Source organism: Nigerium sp., assembly GCF_039811905.1.
Classification (GTDB): domain Bacteria; phylum Actinomycetota; class Actinomycetes; order Propionibacteriales; family Propionibacteriaceae; genus Propioniciclava.
Map to the genome: position 1 here is coordinate 1 of NZ_JBDHZL010000021.1, position 18162 is coordinate 18162.

Annotated in this window: 17 protein-coding genes and 1 pseudogene; 7 read left to right on the top strand and 11 right to left on the bottom strand. The window is 70.9% G+C overall.

Features of this window, described 5'->3' with window-relative positions:
- Positions 1-299: 299 nt before the first annotated feature.
- From WMJ97_RS05960 to WMJ97_RS05990, 7 genes are all read right to left on the bottom strand, one after another.
- On the bottom strand, positions 300-1115 hold the full coding sequence (locus WMJ97_RS05960) for a fused MFS/spermidine synthase (RefSeq protein WP_347348061.1): 816 nt from the start codon (positions 1113-1115) through the stop codon (positions 300-302).
- Positions 1116-1161: 46 nt separating this feature from the next.
- On the bottom strand, positions 1162-1995 hold the full coding sequence (locus WMJ97_RS05965) for an alpha/beta hydrolase (protein ID WP_347348062.1): 834 nt from the start codon (positions 1993-1995) through the stop codon (positions 1162-1164).
- Between the two features lie 102 nt (positions 1996-2097).
- Complete coding sequence (locus WMJ97_RS05970; RefSeq protein ID WP_347348063.1) at positions 2098-2742, bottom strand: helix-turn-helix domain-containing protein; 645 nt, start codon at positions 2740-2742, stop codon at positions 2098-2100.
- A gap of 128 nt (positions 2743-2870) precedes the next feature.
- Complete coding sequence (locus tag WMJ97_RS05975) at positions 2871-3560, bottom strand: superoxide dismutase family protein (protein WP_347348064.1); 690 nt, start codon at positions 3558-3560, stop codon at positions 2871-2873.
- 104 nt (positions 3561-3664) lie between these two features.
- A complete protein-coding gene (clpB, locus tag WMJ97_RS05980) occupies positions 3665-6241 on the bottom strand; it encodes an ATP-dependent chaperone ClpB (RefSeq protein WP_347348065.1) in 2577 nt (858 codons plus the stop codon).
- Positions 6242-6425: 184 nt separating this feature from the next.
- Complete coding sequence (locus tag WMJ97_RS05985; RefSeq protein WP_347348066.1) at positions 6426-6776, bottom strand: MGMT family protein; 351 nt, start codon at positions 6774-6776, stop codon at positions 6426-6428.
- 28 nt (positions 6777-6804) lie between these two features.
- Complete coding sequence (locus WMJ97_RS05990) at positions 6805-7329, bottom strand: hypothetical protein (RefSeq protein ID WP_347348067.1); 525 nt, start codon at positions 7327-7329, stop codon at positions 6805-6807.
- A 257-nt stretch (positions 7330-7586) separates the two neighbouring features.
- Here WMJ97_RS05990 and WMJ97_RS05995 point away from each other — a divergent pair, with 257 nt between their 5' ends.
- The 4 genes from WMJ97_RS05995 (at position 7587) to WMJ97_RS06010 (ending at position 11534) form a co-directional block, all read left to right on the top strand.
- The gene (locus WMJ97_RS05995; protein WP_347348068.1) at positions 7587-8042 is read left to right on the top strand and encodes a hypothetical protein; all 456 of its coding nucleotides are present in this window, start codon (positions 7587-7589) and stop codon (positions 8040-8042) included.
- Positions 8039-8503 carry a hypothetical protein gene (locus tag WMJ97_RS06000; protein ID WP_347348069.1) on the top strand — a complete coding sequence of 155 codons (465 nt, stop codon included), beginning with the start codon at positions 8039-8041 and terminating at the stop codon, positions 8501-8503. The genes WMJ97_RS05995 and WMJ97_RS06000 overlap by 4 nt, the downstream gene beginning before the upstream one ends.
- 46 nt (positions 8504-8549) lie before the next feature.
- A complete protein-coding gene (locus WMJ97_RS06005; protein WP_347348070.1) occupies positions 8550-9494 on the top strand; it encodes a hypothetical protein in 945 nt (314 codons plus the stop codon).
- A gap of 114 nt (positions 9495-9608) precedes the next feature.
- Positions 9609-11534, top strand: a complete 1926-nt coding sequence (locus tag WMJ97_RS06010; RefSeq protein WP_347348071.1) for an ABC transporter ATP-binding protein — start codon at positions 9609-9611, stop codon at positions 11532-11534.
- Between the two features lie 75 nt (positions 11535-11609).
- Here WMJ97_RS06010 and WMJ97_RS06015 read toward each other — a convergent pair whose 3' ends face one another.
- A complete protein-coding gene (locus WMJ97_RS06015; RefSeq protein WP_347348072.1) occupies positions 11610-12539 on the bottom strand; it encodes a PfkB family carbohydrate kinase in 930 nt (309 codons plus the stop codon).
- Positions 12536-13939, bottom strand: coding sequence for a sugar porter family MFS transporter (locus tag WMJ97_RS06020; RefSeq protein WP_347348073.1), 1404 nt, complete (start codon positions 13937-13939; stop codon positions 12536-12538). The genes WMJ97_RS06015 and WMJ97_RS06020 overlap by 4 nt, the downstream gene beginning before the upstream one ends.
- A 111-nt stretch (positions 13940-14050) precedes the next feature.
- Between WMJ97_RS06020 and WMJ97_RS06025 the strand changes: the two are divergent.
- From WMJ97_RS06025 to WMJ97_RS06035, 3 genes and pseudogenes are all read left to right on the top strand, one after another.
- Positions 14051-14386: pseudogene (locus tag WMJ97_RS06025) on the top strand (YnfA family protein).
- A gap of 92 nt (positions 14387-14478) precedes the next feature.
- Positions 14479-15090 (top strand): hypothetical protein, encoded by a 612-nt coding sequence (locus tag WMJ97_RS06030; RefSeq protein ID WP_347348074.1) that lies wholly within the window; start codon positions 14479-14481, stop codon positions 15088-15090.
- Positions 15091-15355: 265 nt separating this feature from the next.
- Positions 15356-16426, top strand: coding sequence for a glycerol-3-phosphate dehydrogenase (locus WMJ97_RS06035; protein WP_347348075.1), 1071 nt, complete (start codon positions 15356-15358; stop codon positions 16424-16426).
- 109 nt (positions 16427-16535) lie between these two features.
- On the opposite strand, the gene WMJ97_RS06040 is transcribed toward WMJ97_RS06035, so the two are convergent.
- Entirely contained in the window at positions 16536-16958 is a 423-nt protein-coding gene (locus WMJ97_RS06040; RefSeq protein ID WP_347348076.1) for a helix-turn-helix transcriptional regulator, read from the bottom strand.
- Position 16959: 1 nt separating this feature from the next.
- Positions 16960-18135, bottom strand: a complete 1176-nt coding sequence (dnaJ, locus tag WMJ97_RS06045) for a molecular chaperone DnaJ (protein WP_347348077.1) — start codon at positions 18133-18135, stop codon at positions 16960-16962.
- Positions 18136-18162: the final 27 nt, after the last annotated feature.

Genomic DNA, 18162 nt, shown 5'->3' on the forward strand with positions numbered 1-18162 from the left:
CGGACGCCCCCGGGCCAGCCGAGGTGATCGGCGCGTCGCCCGTGTCCGGGGCGGCCTGAAACGCTGCAGGCGTTTCGCGGTTCACTGCAGGCGTTCTCAAAACGCCGGGCTTAAGCCGGAACGCTGCCTTACGTAAGGCAGCGTTCTCGCCGGAGGCAGGCGTTGTGGAAACGCTGCAGGCGTTTCGCGGTTTACTGCAGGCGTTTCGCAAACGCTGCAGGTCTTCCGCAGACGCTGCAGGCGTTTCGGTGGACGCCCCGACCGCGGAGCCACCCAGCCAGCCCCCACGAGGACTGTGCTCAACTGAACCAGAGGCGTCCACCGTCGGGGGCGGGAGACCAGACGGCGTCGTCGTCGGTGAACGGCTGGGCGCCGCCGATCCAGCGGGCGAGGTCGCGTCCGAAGAGCGCGCGCTGCGGAAAGGGCGACCCGTGCGCGGCGCGGGCGAGCGCGTCGTGGGGCAGCCGCTCGCGCGAGGCGAAGACGACGAGGTTGCCGTAGCGGCGTCCCTTCAGCACGGCGCTCTCGCTGACCAGGTGCAGGTGCCGCAGGGACGCCCCGATGCCGGCGAGGACTCGTTTCGTCCAGCCGAACGGGATCCGGTCGGCCAGGTTCGCCGCCAGCAGCCCGCCCGGACGCAGGACGCGGGCCACGTCGGCGAAGAACTCCCCCGTCACCAGGGACGCCGGCACCGTCATGCCGTCGAAGGCGTCCAGGATCACGACGTCGGCGTAGTCGCCCGGCATCTCCGCGAGCCCGGGCCGCCCCTCGGTGACCCGCACCTTGATGCCCGAATGCTTGGGCAGCGGCAGCTTGCGGCGCACCTCCTCGACGAGGTCGGCGTCCGGTTCGCACACGATCTGCGCCGTGTGCGGACGCCGCGCCGCCACATAGCGCGGCAGCGACAGTCCGCCGCCGCCCAGATGCACGACGCGCAACCGGACGTCGTCGGGGCGCGTCAGAACCGTCGCCTCGAGGCCCTCCACGATCCGCTGGACGTACTCGAACTCCAGCCGCGTCGGGTGCGCGGGGTCGACCCACGACTGCGAGGTCTCCCCCGCCATGACCCGAAACGCGCCGGGCACGAACGGGTCGGGCGACAGGCTCTGCGGCACGGTGAACACACTAGTCGGGGACGGGTTCCCCCCGCGCCCCGACCCGTCAGAAGCGTCCGAGGAACGCCAGCAGCGCCTCGTTGACCTGGTCGGCGTGCGAGACGTTGATGCCGTGCGGGCCTCCCGGGATCACGACGAGCTCGGCGTTCGGCGCGTACTCCGCCACCCGCGCACCGGACGCCTGGAACGGCACGTTCTGGTCGCCGTCGCCGTGGATCACCAGCAGCGGCACCTCGGTCTTTTGCAGGTCGGCGCGGAAGTCGGTGCCCCAGATGCCGATGCAGTCGACGAGCGCGGTGTCGGCCGCCTGCTCGGTGATGTCGAGCGCGATGTCGAGCTCCTCCTGCGACACCTGCAGGCCCCCGTCGGCCGTGGAGAAGAACGTCGTCATGAAGCCCTTCAGGAACTCCTCGCGGTCGGCGCGCGCCTGCGCCTGCAGCTCTTCGAAGCCCGATTGCGGCATCGCGCCGTCGGGGTTGTCGCCGGTCTGGGCGAGCGCGGGCGTGACCGCGGCCGCCAGCACGCCCGCCGCGATGCGGTCGGTGCCGTGCGCGCCGAGGTAGCGTGCGACCTCGCCGCCGCCCATGGAGAACCCAACGAGCACGGCGTCCGTCAGGTCGAGTTCGGTGAGCACCGCGTCCAGGTCGCCGGCGAGCGTGTCGTAGTCGTACCCGGATTCGGGCTTGTCGGACGCCCCGAACCCGCGCCGGTCGTACGTGATGACGCGGTAGCCGGCGCCGGTCAGCGCGTCGGTCTGATGGGCCCACGACTCGCCGGACAGCGGCCAGCCGTGGATGAGGACCACCGGACGGCCGTCGCCGCCCGAATCGGTGTAGTGCAGCTTGATGGGGTCAGCGCCGGGGACGGTCAACTCGGGCATCGAAGGGCCTCCTTGCGGGTCGTTTCTCCCGACCCTATTCGCCCCGGAGGCGCCCAACAAGGCCCGACGCGGCGGGCCCGGCGGCGGCCGGCGTCCAGTCGGCTAGCCCGAGCACCGCAGGACGCAGCCCTCCGGCGCGCCCATGGGCTGCAGTTCCACCGTTCCCCCGGACTGCGCGAGCACCTGGGCGACGCCGAGGTGCATCGAGCACACCACCTCGGGGTCGCGGCGCGCGGCGTCCAGCATCGGGCAGGCCCTCAGGACGACCGAGCCACCCTCCGTGACGACCGGGTCGAAGCCGAGGGCGTCCATGAGTTCCACGAGTTCCGCCCCGGCCAACTCGGCGGGCACGGCGCGCTGCAGCGCGTCGGCCCAGCGGCGTCCGGCGCGATGGGCGATCTCGGCGGCATCGTCGCGCTCGGCCACCTCGGCCAGCAGCGCGCCGACGAACAGCGAGCTGTCGAGGCCCGACACCCACGGGCTGGCCGCCCGGTACCGCGTCGGCGGACGCCCCCGGTCGCGGCGGGCGGGCGCGTCGTCGACGACGCGCGCGAGCCCGGCGGCCACGAGGGCGTCCAGGTGCTCGCGGATCGTGTTCGGGTGGCTGCCGGTCTCGGCGACGAGCCTCGACACGGTCCAGTCGGAGTCGTCGCCGCGCAACAGGCTGAGGATGCGCGCGCGAGCCGCGGACAGCCCCTCACCCGCCACCGCGGCGGGACGCGGACCTGACGCGACAGACTCGATCATGGGGGGATCGTAATCCCGTGCGGCGCCCCCCGGGCGCGTTCCTGCCAAGACGGACGCCCACGCGCGGCGTCCCCAGGGCGTCCCGAGGCGGGCGCCGGCTTCCGGCGCCCGCCCGCGGACGAGGTGGTTCAGCCGCCGACCACCGCGCAGGCGACGCGACCGCCGGCGTCCCCGGCCTTCTTCGTCTCGTCGTCGGGGCCCGCGGACGCGTACCGCGTCGGGATGTTCGCGTAGTTGTCCGGGCCGGCGTGGACGACCAGGGCCGTGCCGTCGCCGTCGGCGAGCTGCTCGCGGGTGAGCCGCTGCGACACGACGGTGAGGGAGCCGGAGCCGTCCTGACCGACCAGCAGCGACGGCAGGTCGCCGGAGTGGTTGGGGTGGTCACCGTCGCCGAGGTGCCCGCCCGACGACAGGAACGCCCCGGTCTTCGACGGGTCGCTCGGGTCGGGCGAGTTCGGCTCGCACTTGCCGATCTGGTGCAGGTGCAGGCCGTGGAAGCCCGGCTCCATGCCGGTGGCCGTGATGCGGAAGGCCAGGCCCTGGTCGGTCTGCTCGGTCGCGACGGCGCCGACGGTGCGGCCCTGCGCGTCCAGCAGCGGCGTCCCGGCGCCGGGAGACGGGGTCGTCGTCGGTCCGGGGCCGGTCTCGGTGGCGGTCGGGGTGGCGCCCGGCGTGGTCGCGGAGGGCGTTCCGGCCGCGCAGCCGGCGAACAGGAAGGCCAACGCGGCGGCGGACACGGCGCCGACGCGGCGGGCAACGGGACGGGGGTGCGGTGAACGGAGGGTCATCATCGGCTCCTCATATCGTCGGATGTTCATGTAAGCCTCCCCTACAGACCCGCCCCTGACAAGGGGCGGAAACGCGCCACGGGGCGGAAACCGGTCGGTTTCCGCCCCGTGACTGGGGGTTCTGCTCGTTCGGCTCAATCGACGATCGTCAAGCCGGAGGCGTCCGCGTTCACGTCGAACGTCACCTGGTCGCCCTCGTGGATCTCGCCGGAGAGCACCCGGCGGGCCAGGGCGTCCTCAATCGTGGTCTGCACGAGCCGCTTCAGCGGCCGGGCGCCGTAGACCGGGTCGTAGCCGGTGAGCGCCAGCCAATCCTTCGCGGCCTGCGTGACCTCGATCGTGATGCGCCGGTCGGCCAGGCGGGCGGCCAGGCGCTTCAGTTGGATGTCGACGATGTGCGTCAGGTGCTCGGGGCTCAGCGGCTCGAACATCACGACGTCGTCGAGGCGGTTCAGGAACTCCGGCTTGAACGCCTGCCGGACGACGTTCATCACCGCCTCGTTCTTCGTCTTCTCGTCGAGCTTCGGGTCGGCCAGGAACTGGCTGCCCAGGTTCGACGTCATGATGAGGATCACGTTGCGGAAGTCGACCGTGCGGCCCTGGCCGTCGGTGAGGCGGCCGTCGTCGAGCACCTGCAGCAGGATGTTGAAGACGTCCGGGTGGGCCTTCTCGACCTCGTCGAGCAGCACGACCGAGTACGGACGCCGCCGCACGGCCTCCGTGAGCTGGCCGCCCTCCTCGTAGCCGATGTAGCCGGGGGGCGCGCCGACGAGGCGGGAGACGGTGTGCTTCTCGCCGTACTCGCTCATGTCGATGCGGACCATCGAGCGCTCGTCGTCGAAGAGGAACTCCGCCAGCGATTTCGCCAGCTCGGTCTTGCCGACGCCCGTCGGGCCGAGGAACAGGAAGCTGCCGGTCGGCCGATTCGGGTCGCTGATGCCGGCGCGGCTACGCCGGACGGCGTCCGACACCGCCTGCACGGCCTCCTCCTGGCCGACGAGGCGCGACCCGAGCCGCTGCTCCATCTCGAGCAGCTTCTCGCTCTCGCCCTGGAGCATCTTGCCGACGGGGATGCCGGTCCAGTTCGACACGACCTCCGCGATGTCGGTCGCGCTCACCTCGTCGGCGACCATCGGCGTGGCGTTCTTCTCCTCCGCGGACGCCTGCGTCAGTTCCGCCTCCAACTGCGGGATGCGGCCGTACAGCAGCTCGGACGCCTTCGTCAGGTCGCCGTCGCGCTGCGCGCGGTCGGCCTCGGCGCGCAGGTGGTCGATCTCCTCCTTGATCTCGCCGACGCGGTTCAGCCCCGTCTTCTCGGCCTCCCACCGCGCCTCGAGTCCGCGGAGTTCCTCCTGGGCATCGGCCAGCTCGGACGCCAGCCGCGCGCGCCGCTCGGTGCTCGCGGCGTCCTCCTCCTTCTCGAGGGCGAACTGCTCCATCGTCAAGCGGTCGATCGTGCGGCGCAGCTGGTCGATCTCCTCCGGGGAGGAGTCGATCTCCATCCGCAGCCGGGACGCCGACTCGTCGATCAGGTCGATCGCCTTGTCGGGGAGCTGCCGGCTCGTGATGTACCGGTTCGACAGCTGCGCGGCGGCGACCAGCGCGGAGTCGGTGATGCGGACCTTGTGGTGCGCCTCGTAACGCTCGCGCAGGCCGCGCAGGATCGCGATCGTGTCCTCCACGCTCGGCTCGCCGACGAACACCTGCTGGAAGCGGCGCTCCAGCGCCGGATCCTTCTCGATGTGCTCGCGGTACTCGTCGAGCGTGGTCGCGCCGATCATCCGCAACTCGCCGCGGGCCAGCATGGGCTTGAGCATGTTCGAGGCGTCCATCGCGCCCTCGGACGCCCCAGCCCCGACGACGGTGTGCAGCTCGTCGATGAAGGTGACGACCTGACCCTCGGCGTCCTTGATCTCCGACAGGACGGCCTTCAGCCGCTCCTCGAACTCGCCGCGGTACTTCGCGCCCGCGACCATGCTCGACAGGTCGAGCGACACGACGCGGCGGCCCTTCAGGCTCTCGGGCACGTCGCCGTCGACGACGCGCTGCGCGAGCCCCTCGACGACGGCCGTCTTGCCGACGCCGGGCTCGCCGATGAGGACCGGGTTGTTCTTCGTGCGACGCGACAGCACCTGCACGACGCGCCGGATCTCGGAGTCACGGCCGATCACCGGGTCGAGCTTGCCCTCGCGGGCGCGCTCGGTGAGGTCGACCGAGTACTTCTCCAGCGCCGACTCGCCGCCCTCGGCGGCCTCGCTCGTGACGCGCTTGTCGCCGCGGGCGTCGTTGAATGCCTTGGTGAGCCCCTGATCCGTCGCGCCCGCCCGGGTGAGGATCGGCTTGGCGTCCGACTCGATCGCGGCCAGCGCGATCAGCAGGTGCTCGGTGGCGACGTACTCGTCGCCCATCTGGCCGGCGCGGTTCTCCGCGTCCGCGAGGACGCGCGCGAACGACCCCGACAGCTGGGGCTGGCTGACCGAGCTGCCCGTCGACCGCGGCAGCTTGGCCACGGCCGCCTGGGCGGCCGCGTCGACGGACGCCGGGTCGGCCCCGACGGACGACAGCAGCGCGCCGACCGTGTTATCGGGCACCATCAGCAGGCCGTGCAGCAGGTGGCTGGGCTCGGCCTGCGGGTTGCCCTGGGTGAGGGCGTAGCGAAGGGCCGCGGAGACGGCGTCCCGGCTCTTCGTGGTGAGTTTCGCAGTGTCCATGAGTGCTCCTTCCGAGGCGATGTGGAGGCGCCTCAGATCAAGTTGAATTCACTAGACTCAACTATGCCACGGAGGCGGATATTCCGCGTCCGACGAGGGTCGCCGCGCCGCGGCGGGCGGCGTCCGCAGCGTGGCTAGCAGGGTTGGGCGGGGCGGCACCCTCAGCCAGGGGGGCGGTGCCAGGTCAGGCCTGGCTCCCCGCCGGCCAGTCCAGCAGGGCCGCGTAGTAGTCGGACGCCAGCCGCTCGAGATCCGCCCGGCAGCGGCGGATCGCGCAGCCACGCCCACCGGACGCCAGCGGGACGCCCTCGGCGTCCCAGCGGGGCAGCGCCCGCTGGAGGATCTCGGCCGGCAGGACGCCCGCCGCGTTGACCACCCGCCACCAGGCCACCTCGTGCCCGCGCTCGCGCAGGACCGCGCCCACCTGACGAGGGCCGACGCCGACGATCCGCGCGACGTCCCCGTACGCGACAACGCGCCCCGCCGGGATCTGTTCGACCGCCAGCAGGACGCGTTCGGCAGCCTGATGGTTCACCGGGTCAGGCTAGCCCGGAAGCGTGGGCTCAGGCGGCGTCCTTGGCGGCCGCCTTCTTCGCCGTCGTCGCGCGCGGGGCCTTGGACGCCTTCGTCGCGCGCTTGGCCGGCGCCTTCTTCGGGGCGACCTTCTCCTCGACGGCCTGCGCGGCGTCCTCGACGGCCTCGACGACCTCGGTGACCTTCTCCGCCACCTTCTCGGCGACCTTCTTGGTGGCCGACTTCTCGGCGACCTTCTTGGCGGCCGGCTTGCGGGTGCGCGGGGCGGGCTTGGCCTGCGGCACGACGACGCTGGCGCCCTCGTCGACGTAGGACGCCTCCGGCTCGTCGAACCACTGGCCGTTCTCGCCGAGGTAGCGGAACACGGAGATGTAGTCGGCCGGCACGACGACCGAGGTCGACTGCGACTTGCCGCGCTTCACGAGCGGGTTGGCGCCGGGCGTCCAGTCGTTGAAGTTGCCGACGACCGAGATCGCGCCGACGGGGTGGTCGGCCGGAAGGGTGAACGTGATCTTCTGACCACGGGTCTTGGTGTCGCGGGTGATCTTGAGCATGAGTCCTCTTTCGGATCTGCGGGTCCGGCGGCGGACGGATCACGGACCGCTCGCCGGGGCGCCCCGGGGTGGGCGCCACGAAGTGTTGTATTGGTAGCTAAGACTAGTGGACTCGCCCGCTCCAGCCCGGGTGGCTCAGCCCGTGTCGTGCGACCGATCGTGGCCGGCGATCTGCGACGTTGGGGGCCCCTGCTCACCCTTCGGGGGCTAACGTGTCGCCCACGGCACGCCGGGCGGCGTCCGTCGAGAGGTTGACCATGCACCCCGCACGACTGTCGTCGCTGGCCGGAACCGCGCTCCTGCTCGGCTCCCTCCTGCTGAAAGCCTGCGCGCCCTCGCCGGCCGATCCTTCGCACACCGACCAACTCGGCAAGAGCCTCGAGGCCTTCGCGTCCACGGGGACCGGTCAGCCGGTCGACGTGCTCATCAACACCCAGGTGGAGCCCACCCTGTTCGTCGACGGCAAGGCGGTCCGCTACGTGGCTCGGAACGGCCAGGTCGAGGCGACGACGGATCGGCCCGCCGAATGGGGCTCCCCGCGCGCCTTCGGCGACTGGAATCTCCAGGCCATCACGGCCTTCTACCCCGACGCGTGCGACGGCAAGGCGGTGCGGGCCCTGGCCCTGCCCCAAGGGCAGACGCTGATCGAGGTGTCCTGCTCTCGGCGAAGCTCGTCAAGGAGGGCATCGGCGATCACACCCTGGAGGCGTTGAGCGACATCAGCAGCGAGTCCAGCCTCGGCACGCTGCTCAAGGAGGCGTCCCTGCTCGGGGACCTCTCCAAGACTCGAACGGTCTTCCTGCCCGGGAAGGGCGGCATCAACGTCGCGCGCGTCGCGTCGTTCACCCTGGACAGCACAGGGGTCGGGCCCGACGGCAAGCCCTGCACGATCTCCTTCGCCCGATCGTTCGAGGCGCACCGCGAGCGCGGCGGCACCGTGTTGGGCGGGCTCGAGTGCTCCACCTCCGGCGACGCCTCCAGGCCCACCTTTGACCTGTCGAAGATCGACGCCGCCCAATTCGCGGACGCGATGAGGATGCTCTCGCAGGCCAAGGGTCGCTCGGTGGAGGACTCGATGGGCGTCACGATCAAGGGCGACCCTCAGTACGGCATCGTCGCGACGGCAACGTGGCAGAACCCTCTGCAGACCGCCCGCGTCGCCATGCAGCCGTAGGCCTGCGCGCCTCCCAACCCCGCACGTCCCCGTCGAAAGGCTGACCATGAAACGCTCCAGGCTGGCGTCCCTGACCGGAACCGCGCTCCTTTTGGGCTCCCTGCTGCTGAGCGCCTGCGCGCCCTCGCCGGCGGGCGCGCCCGCGGGCAACGACGACGGGGCGATCGAGCAGCTCACCACAGACGTCCGGGCGTTCGGCTCGGTCGGCTCCGGGAAGCCGGTCGAGTTGTCGCTCAGCGACCGGGCGACCCGCGCGGCGATGTTCGTCGACGGCAAGCCCGTCTACGCCGTCGCGTCCGGAGGTTCGGCCCGGACGTCCGACGACTCGAACCCGCCCCAGTCGGGCATCCCGCGCCCCGCCGCCGACTGGGACGTGAAGGCGATCGCGGCCTTCTACCCCGACGTCTGTCAAGACAAGCAGGTGCTGGCGCGGTCCCTGCGGGACGGCCACACCATGATCGCGGTCTCCTGCGGGATGAGCTTCGCGAAGGAGGACATCGACGGCCACGTCTTCGAGCGGCTCGACGACATCTCGTCGGCGGCCACGCTCGACACGCTGCTGCAGGAGGCCGCGATGGCCGTCGACCTGTCCCAGACCCGCTCCGTCCGGCTGCCCGCCCGGGGCGGGATCAGCGGCACGGGACTCGCGGCGTCCTTCAACGCCGGAACGGTGGTGGGGCCGGACGACAAGCCCTGCCCCGCGTTCTTCACCCGCTCGTTCGAGGTCGGCGGCCCGATGATGGCGCCCACCGCGACCGGCCCCTCGTGCGACCCCCTGGCCGACCGCTCCGCCACGACGTTCGACCTCTCCAGGATGACCGGCGAGAAGCTGGCGCAGGGGCTGAAGCAGCTCTCGGCGGCCGGAGGGCAGCCGCTCAGCGAGTCGATGGGCGTCGAGCTGACGGGCGACGGCAAGCACGGCATCGTCGCGAAGGCCACCTGGAAGGCGCCGGCCAAGAAGTCCGCCCAGCTGACGATCAAGGAGGGCTGACCCCCGCCCAGCGGCGGCCGGTGCAACCGGCGCCGGCGGCGTCCTCGGGGAAGGGCGTGCAACGAACGGCGCACGTTCACGGGTTTGTCGGACGCCCGCGCTACCTTGTGCCGCATGCGCAGCATCTCCCGCCTCCTCTCGGCCGCCCGCGAGCTGTGGCCGTACTACCTCGGCATCGCCCTCGCGTCGGTGGCGGTCGCGGGCACGACGCTGCTCACCCCGTTCATCATCAAGTGGGCCACCGACGAGGTCGTCGCGCAGACGCAGGGCCAGGGCCGCGGCGTCGGCTTCCTCGTGTGGCTGGCGGTCGGGCTGCTGGCGGTCGAGCTCGCCAACACGCTGCTCACCAATGTGGGCGGCTACCTGGGCGACGTGATGACGGTGCGGCTCCGGGCGATCCTGTCCTCGCGGTACTACGCCAGGCTGCTGAGCCTCCCCCAGCGCTACTTCGACGGCCAGCTCACCGGCACCGTCATCAACCGGCTGCAACGATCGATCACCGAGACCACGCAGTTCCTGCAGACGGTCAGCAACGGGTTCCTGCCGATGATCGTCACGCTGGTCGCGACGCTCGGCATCACCGCCACCTACTCGTGGACCCTCGCGCTGCTCCTCATCGTGATCTACCCCGTCTTCGCCTGGCTCACCACGCTCACGTCGCGCCGCTGGCAGGCCATCGAGCGCGCCAAGAACCACGAGTACGACGTGGCGGGCGGCCGGTTCGCCGAGGCGATCGGGCAGATCCGCGTCGTGAAGAGCTTCGTCACCGAGCGCCGCGAGCTGGGCCTCTTCAACGACCGCTACCGGCGCACGGTCGGGCTGACGTCGGAGCAGTCCCGCTGGTGGCATCTGATGGACGTGGCGCGTCGCGCCGCCCTGAACCTCATCTTCTTCGGCGTGTATCTGATCATCTTCACGCGCACGGCGTCCGGGGAGTTCACGCTCGGCGTCATGGTGCTGCTCGTGCAGCTCGTCGCCATGGCGAAGACGCCGATCACCTCCATGAGTTTCTATGTGGACGCCTCACAGCGCGCCATCACCGGTAGTCGCGATTACTTCCGGGCGATGGCGGAACTGCCGGAACCCCGGGCCGCCATCGACGACACCGCGGCCCTCACGCTGCGGACGCCGGCCGCGGCTTCCGGCGCGTCGGCGGAGCCACCGGGCGAGCCAGAAGCGTCGGCGGAGACACCCGGCGAGCCAGAGGCGTCCGCGGCCGGGGCGACGGCGTCGGGTGAACCGGCCCGCTGGCCGGCCGTGCCCGGCGCGCCGATGGTGGAGTTCGACGACGTCACGTTCGGCTACGACAGCGCGGTGCCGGTGCTCAGCGATATCTCGTTCGCGATCGCTCGCGGCGAGCGCATCGCGTTCGTCGGCGAGTCGGGCGGCGGCAAGACCACGCTGGTGAACCTGCTGCTCGGGCTCTACGTGCCCGACGCCGGGTCGGTGCGCGTGCGGGGCACCGACGTCGCCGACGCCCCGCTCGCCCTGCTCCGCGGGGAGATCGGCGTGGTGTTCCAAGACGCGTCGCTCTTCTCCGGAACGATCAGGGAGAACATCGCCTACGGGCGTCCGGGGGCCACCGACGCCGAGATCGAAGAGGTGGCGCGCCGCGCCAACGCCCACCGGTTCATCGCGAAGCTGGCCGACGGCTACGACGCCGAGATCGGCGAGCGGGGCATCAAGCTGTCCGGCGGGCAGAAGCAGCGCATCGCGGTGGCGCGCGCGATGCTGAAGGACGCGCCGTTGCTCGTGCTCGACGAGGCGACCAGCGCGCTCGACACGCGGTCGGAACGGCTCGTGCAGCAGGGGCTGGAGCAGCTGATGGCCGACCGCACGAGCATCATCATCGCCCACCGGCTCTCCACGATCTCGTCGGTCGACCGCATCGTCACGCTGCGCGACGGCCGCGTCGACGAGATCGGCACCCCCGACGAGCTGGCCGTCTCCGGCGGCATCTACGGCGAACTGCTGGCGCTGCAGGCGTCCGCGACCAAGGCGGACCGGAAGCGGCTGCAGCGCTTCGGCATCCGAGGCTGAGGCGTCCCTGCCCTCCCCGGAACGACGAACCGGGCCGCCGGGCACACGCCCGACGACCCGGTTGAGTCGCGACGATCAGCGGCGGGCCAGCGCCTCCGCGATCTCGTCGTGGGACGGGCCGTACGCGCCGGCACGCCCGACGGTCACCGTCGAGGTGCCGATCGCGCGCTCGACGGCCGGGACCACGTCGGCCCAGGTCGCCTTCGCGAGGGCCTCGCGCTCGGCGGCACCGCCGAGCAGCCCCTCGTCGAGCAGCCCCGAGATGAAGCCGGCCATGAACGAGTCGCCCGCGCCCACCGTGTCGTTGACCACGACGGGCAGGGTCGACATCTCGTGCAACTCGTCGTCACCGGCGACGAACACGGCCGCCCCGTCCGGGCCCCGGGTGACCACCATGAGGCGGGGGCCGCGGGTGATCCAGTCGCGGCACACCTCCTCGTAGCTGCGGCCCGGGTAGAGCCAGCCGAGATCCTCGTCGGACGCCTTCACGACGTCGCTGAGCGCCACGATCTCCTCGACACGCGCCAGCACGTGCTCCGGCGACTCCATCAGCGCCGGACGCGCGTTCGGGTCGTACGAGATCGTCGCGTTCGTAACCGCCTTGATGGCCGCGACCACCTTCGTGCCGCCCGGCTCCAGCGTGGCGCCGATGCTGCCCGTGTGGACGTGCTCGTAGCCCTGGATGTCGTCGAGCGACGGCAGATCCCACTCCAGGTCGAAGGTGTAGTCGGCGTGGCCGGCGGCGTCGATCTTGGCGAAGGCCACCGGGGTCTTCGTCGCCGCGTCGCTGCCCTCGGCGAGGGCGACCTTGCGGTCGGCCGCGTACTGCTTGATCAGGTCTCCCCGATCGTCCTGGCCGATCCAGCACCCCACCGTCGCCTCGTGGCCCAGGGCGGTGAGCCCGGCGGCCACGTTCAGCAGGCTGCCGCCGACGATCTCGGTGACCTCGCCGTTCTGGTCGACGGCGTCGATGAGTGCCTCGCCCAGACAGAGCACGCCGCTCATCGCTTCACCACCGACGCGTCCGTCAGACCCAGCTTGGCCTCCATCTCCTCCAGCGGGACGCCCTTCGTCTCAGGCATGACGCGCAGGACCCAGATCAGCTGACCGATCATGAAGACGAAGAAGATGCCGAACGCGACGCCGCCGCCGAGCGTGCCGACGATCGGCGGGAAGAACGTCGACGTCAGCCACGCGAACGACCAGTGCGTCATCGAGCCGAGCGACTGGCCACGGCCGCGGATGCGGTTCGGGAAGATCTCGGAGATGAACACCCAGATGACCGAGCCCTGGCCGAAGGCGTGCGCGGCGATGAAGACCAGCAGGCCCACCAGCACGAGCACGCTGGAGGTCGAGTTGAAGTGGCCCACCACGTTCTCGTAGTAGAACATCAGGCCGGACAGGAAGCCGAGGCTGATCAGGTAGCCGATCGAGCCGATGATCATGAGCTGGCGGCGTCCGAGCTTGTCGATGACCGTCAGGGCCGTCATCGTCGCGACCAGGTTCATGAAGCCGACCGCGACGCTCATCATGAACGCGGCGTCCGTGCTGGCGCCCGCGCGCTCCATCACGACGGGGGCGTAGTACAGGATCGCGTTGATGCCGGACATCTGGTTGAACATGGCGATCGCGAAGGCCAGCAGGATGACCTTCATGTGACCCTTCGTGAAGAACGGGACGTCCTTGCCCTCCGCGGCCAGCTTGGCGGCGGCCGCCAGGGACGCGTCGATCTCGTCGATCTGCTGCTGCGCCTCTTCAGGCGTGTTGGTCAGCTTCGCGACGACGGCGCGACCCTTCTCCTCCTGGCCGTGGGCCATCATCCAGCGCGGCGTCTCCGGAACGGTGAAGAGCAGCAGCAGGAAGATCGCGGCCGGGACGGCCATGACCCCGAACATCCAGCGCCAGTCCAGCGTCGGATCGGTCACGATCATGCGCACGATCGTGTTCGACAGGTAGGCGAGCAGGATGCCCAGCACGATGTTGAACTGGACCAGGCCGACGAGCCGGCCGCGCACGCGCGGCGGCGCGATCTCGGCCGTGTAGATCGGCGCGCACACGGACGCCGCACCGACGCCGAGGCCGCCGAGGAACCGGAAGATCTCGAGCACGAGGATGTCGTGCGACAGCGCCGAGCCGAGAGCACCCACCACATAGAGGATGCCGATGACGAACAGCACCGGCTTGCGGCCGAAGCGGTCGGCCGGTTTTCCGGCGGTGAGGGCGCCGACGATGGTGCCCAGCAGCGCCATGCCGACGGCCCACCCCAGACGGGCATCGTCGAGCTGGAAGTAGGCCTTGAGGTGTTCGGTCGTCCCCGAGATGACAGCGGTGTCGAAACCGAAGATCAGGCCACCGAGTGAAGCGACGAGGCGCTTCGAATCACTAGTGGTTTCATAAGGCCACAAACTAAGGCATCCTCTCCGGGGGCGCGCGGGGTACAGAAAGAAAGTTCAACCGGACGCGCGCAAACCCGAGTCGAGGTCGAGACTTCTCACGACGCCAGGCACGATGGCCCCATGGACACCGCCCGCTCGATCGCCTTGTTCCTGCTCGCTGCCCTCGCCGAGATCGGCGGGGCGTGGCTGGTCTGGCAAGGGGTCCGCGAGCAGCGCGGCTGGCCGTGAGTCGTGGCGGGGGCGGCGTCCCTGGCGGTCTATGGGCTGGTCGCCACCCTCCAGCCGGACGCCAACTTCGGCCGCATCCTGGCCGCCTACGGCGGCATCTTCATCGCCGGGTCGCTCGCGTGGGACATGGCCCTCGACGGCTTCCGGCCGGACCGGTTCGACCTCGCCGGGGCCGCGATCTGCCTGGTGGGCGTCGCGGTGATCATGTACGCCCCGCGCCCGACCTGAGGGCTCGGACGCCCTCATCCCCCGGACGCCCGCGTGGCACGGCGGCGACGCCTGGCCGCTGTGGAAGGGTTGGACCCCGGGGAGGACTACCGATGCAGACAACTCGCGCGCTCCGCGCCGCGGCGACCGCGGCGTCCCTGATCGTGCTCGCCGGCTGCTCGCCGCAGCCGGTCGCGACGCCGACCCCGACGGCGGACGGGCCGCGGTCCTCCCCCACCTACACCTGCACCCCCGCGGGCGGCGGCGACCCCTACCCCTGCACCGGCCAGCAGTACACCGATCAGCAGCGGCAGCAAGTGCTCGTCGACCAGGCGGAGTCGGTCTACAAGGAGTACTTCAACGAGGCGTCCCGGCTCTACCGTGTGGGCGGCGCCTCGCAGGCCACGTCCGCGCTCACCGCGACGACCGCGGACGCCTACCTCGCGGCCAAGCAGAACGAGTTCGCCTCGCTCAAGGCGAAGGGCCTCAAGGCGGTCGGGGGCAACATCAAGCTCGCGAAGATGACCCCGAACCCCGACGCGACCGACAAGGGCGCCGACGTCGGGCTCGACACGTGCATCGACGCGACGACGGTCCAGCTGAAGAGCGGCGACCAGGTCGTCAGCAACTCCGGGTTCGCGGTGGCGGGCACCGTGTATCTGAAGCGTCAGGGCAACGACCTGAAGATCGTCGACGCCGAGGAGCGCCAGGTCGCGAACTGCTGATCGCACCCGCCGGGCCCCCTGGAAGAACGTGCACCCGCGATCGGCCCTAGTCAGGCAGCTCTTGATCCGCCGAGCCGTCGCATCTTGGCGATCAAGCCACTAGCGTGAAACTGCATGGTCGGCGAGGGCTGCAAGGAGGCGGGATGAGCGTCCGGTGCGCATCGATGCGAGGCGTCCCGCGCTCGCGCCGCGCCATCGCCACTCTCCACCCACGCAGCGTCCGCGCGCGGCCGCTGGTTGTCACCCACCGAAAGGAACCGAATAGATGAGCACCCTGGTCGTCCTGGGCTCCGGCATCATGGCCACCGCCCTGGCAACTCCGTGGACGGACAACGGCGGCGAGGTTCGCCTCGTCGGCACGTTCCTCGACCGCGAGATCATCGACTCCATCAAGACGACGGGCGTCCACCCGAACCTGAAGCTGAAGGTTCCCGAGGGCGTGACCGCTTACCAGCTCGAAGAGGCCGAGCAGGCGTTCGAGGGCGCCGAATACGTGATGAGCGGTGTGAACAGCTTCGGCGTCGACTGGGCGGGCGAGCAGTTCGCCCACCTGCTCAAGCCGGGCATGAACGTCATCGCGCTCGCCAAGGGCGTCCAGGCCGACGACGACGGCAACTTCACGATCCTGCCGAAGGCCCTGGCGAACAAGGTGCCCGAGGACGTCCGCGACCAGTGCACCTGGAGCGCGATCGCCGGCCCGTCGATCGCCGGCGAGGTCGCCGTGCACCGCCACACGTCGGTTGTGTTCACGAGCGAGGACCGCGAGGTCGCCGAGATGTGGAAGTCCAAGTTCGAGACGGACTTCTACCACGTCTGGACGAGCGCCGACTTCACCGGCGTCGAGGCCTGCGCCTGCACCAAGAACTGCTACGCGCTCGGCGCGGGCTTCATGCAGGGCCTGCTGGACGCCATGGGCGACGAGGCCGGCGACCTGTACGTGAACTTCAACTACGGCGCGGCGCTGTTCGGGCAGGCGTCCATCGAGATGCAGCAGTGGGTGGAGTTCTTCGGCGGCGACCCGCGCACCGTCATGGGCCTGCCCGGCATCGGCGACTGCTTCGTCACCTCGATGGGCGGCCGCAACGTCCGGGTCGGGCGTCTCGTCGGCTCCGGCCTGACGTTCTCCGAAGCCAAGGCCAAGATGCCGGGCGTGACGCTGGAGGGCGCGGCCGCGATCGTGGTCATGGGCAAGGCGCTGGAGCGGCTCACCGAGCGCGGGGTGATCCCCGCCGAGCAGTTCCCGCTGCTGCGGCACCTGTACCAGGTCGTCGGCCTCGACGCGAAGGTCGATCTGCCGTGGAAGAGTTTCTTCGGCACGAACGGCTCCGGGTACTGAGGCTGCTGACCGGCCCCGAACGCAGCGGTGCCCCCGGGATTGCTCCCGGGGGCACCGCCGTCTCTCGGGCCGGCAGGTCTGGGACGCCGCCGGCGTCAGTGCGCGAAGGTCAGCCGCCCGACGTGAGCGCCCGGGGCAGCCGCCGGGGGGTGGCGCGGCCCAGGTAGACCTGGCCCTGCTCCCCCACCGTGAACAGCCGGGACGCCGGCGTCTCCTGCGCCCGCTGCAGCAGTTCGGCCAGGCGGGCGACCTGCTCGCCGACGGCGTCCAGTTGGCGTTCGAGTTCGAGGATGCGCCGGATGCCCTCCAGGTTGATCCCCTCCTCCTGCGAGAGGCGCTGGATGTGGCGGAGCCGGTCGATGTCCCTCGGCGAGTAGCGGCGGCCGCGGCCCTTCGTGCGCTGCGGCACGACGAGCCCCTGCCGGTCGTACCCGCGCAGCGTCTGCGGGTGCATCTCCGCCAGCCGCGCGGCGACCGTCACGGTGAAGATCGGCGCGTTGACGTCGATGCGCTGGGGCAGGTGTTCCGTCATCTCAGCCCCCGAACAGGCTCGCCCGAGGGTCGGACGCGGACGCCGCCGCGCGGTACTGCTCGAGCGCCTCGCGGGCCTCGCTGTTCAACTGCCCCGGCACCTGCACCTCGACCGTCACCAGCAGGTCGCCGTGGGAGCCGTCCTTCTTGCTGACGCCCTTGCCGCGGACGCGGAACGTGCGGCCGTTCGGCGTCCCCTCCGGGATGCGCAGCCGGATCGTCTGCCCCTGCAGCGTCGGCACCTGGATGTCGGCCCCGAGCGCCGCCTCGGTGAACAGCACCGGGGCCGTCAGGGTGAGGTTGTCGCCCTTGCGGCCGAACAGCTTGTCGGGACGCACGTGCACCAGCACGTACAGGTCGCCCGCAGCGCCGCCGTTCTCCCCGGCGCCGCCCTTGCCCTTGATGCGGATCTTCTGCCCGTCGGTCACGCCGGCCGGGATGCGGACCTGCATCGTCTTGGCCGACATCTCGCGCCCGCTGCCGTGGCAGTGGGGGCACGGGTCGTCGACGATCAGGCCGCGGCCGCGGCAGTCGGAGCAGACCTCGCTGATGCCAAACACGCCGCCGGACTCGCCGGTGACCATGCCCGACCCCTGACACGTGGGGCACACGCGCGGAACGGTGCCCGCGCGGGCGCCCGTGCCGTGGCAGGCCGTGCAGGGGGCGTCCGACACCGTCTGCATCGAGACGGTGACGCCCTCCACCGACTGGGCGAAGTCGATGGTGGCCTCGCCCTCGATGTCCTGCCCGCGGCGGGGGCCGCGCTGCGACGACGTGCGCCGCGTCGTGCCCTGCCCGAACAGGTTGCCGAACAGGTCGCCGATGTTGCTGTCGCCGGTCGCGTTGCGGAAGAGATCCTCCACGTTCACGTTCGCCCCGGCGCCGCCGCCGAAGCCGCCCGGCTGGCCGCCGCCGCGCGGGAAGCGGAACCCGCCCCCGCCGCCGAACAGGCTGCGCTGCTCGTCGTACTCCTGACGCTTCTTGGCATCGGACAGGACGGAGTTGGCCTCCGAGATCTCCTTGAAGCGCTTCTCGGCTTCCTTGTCTCCCGGGTGCTGATCGGGGTGGTTCTCCCGCGCCAGCTTCCGGAAAGCCTTCTTGATCTCCTCCGGCTTGGCGTCCTTCGAGACGCCGAGGACCTTGTAGTAGTCCTTCTCGAGCCAGTCTTTGGTGCTCATCGTCTCCTACCTGCCTGCTGGCCGCTG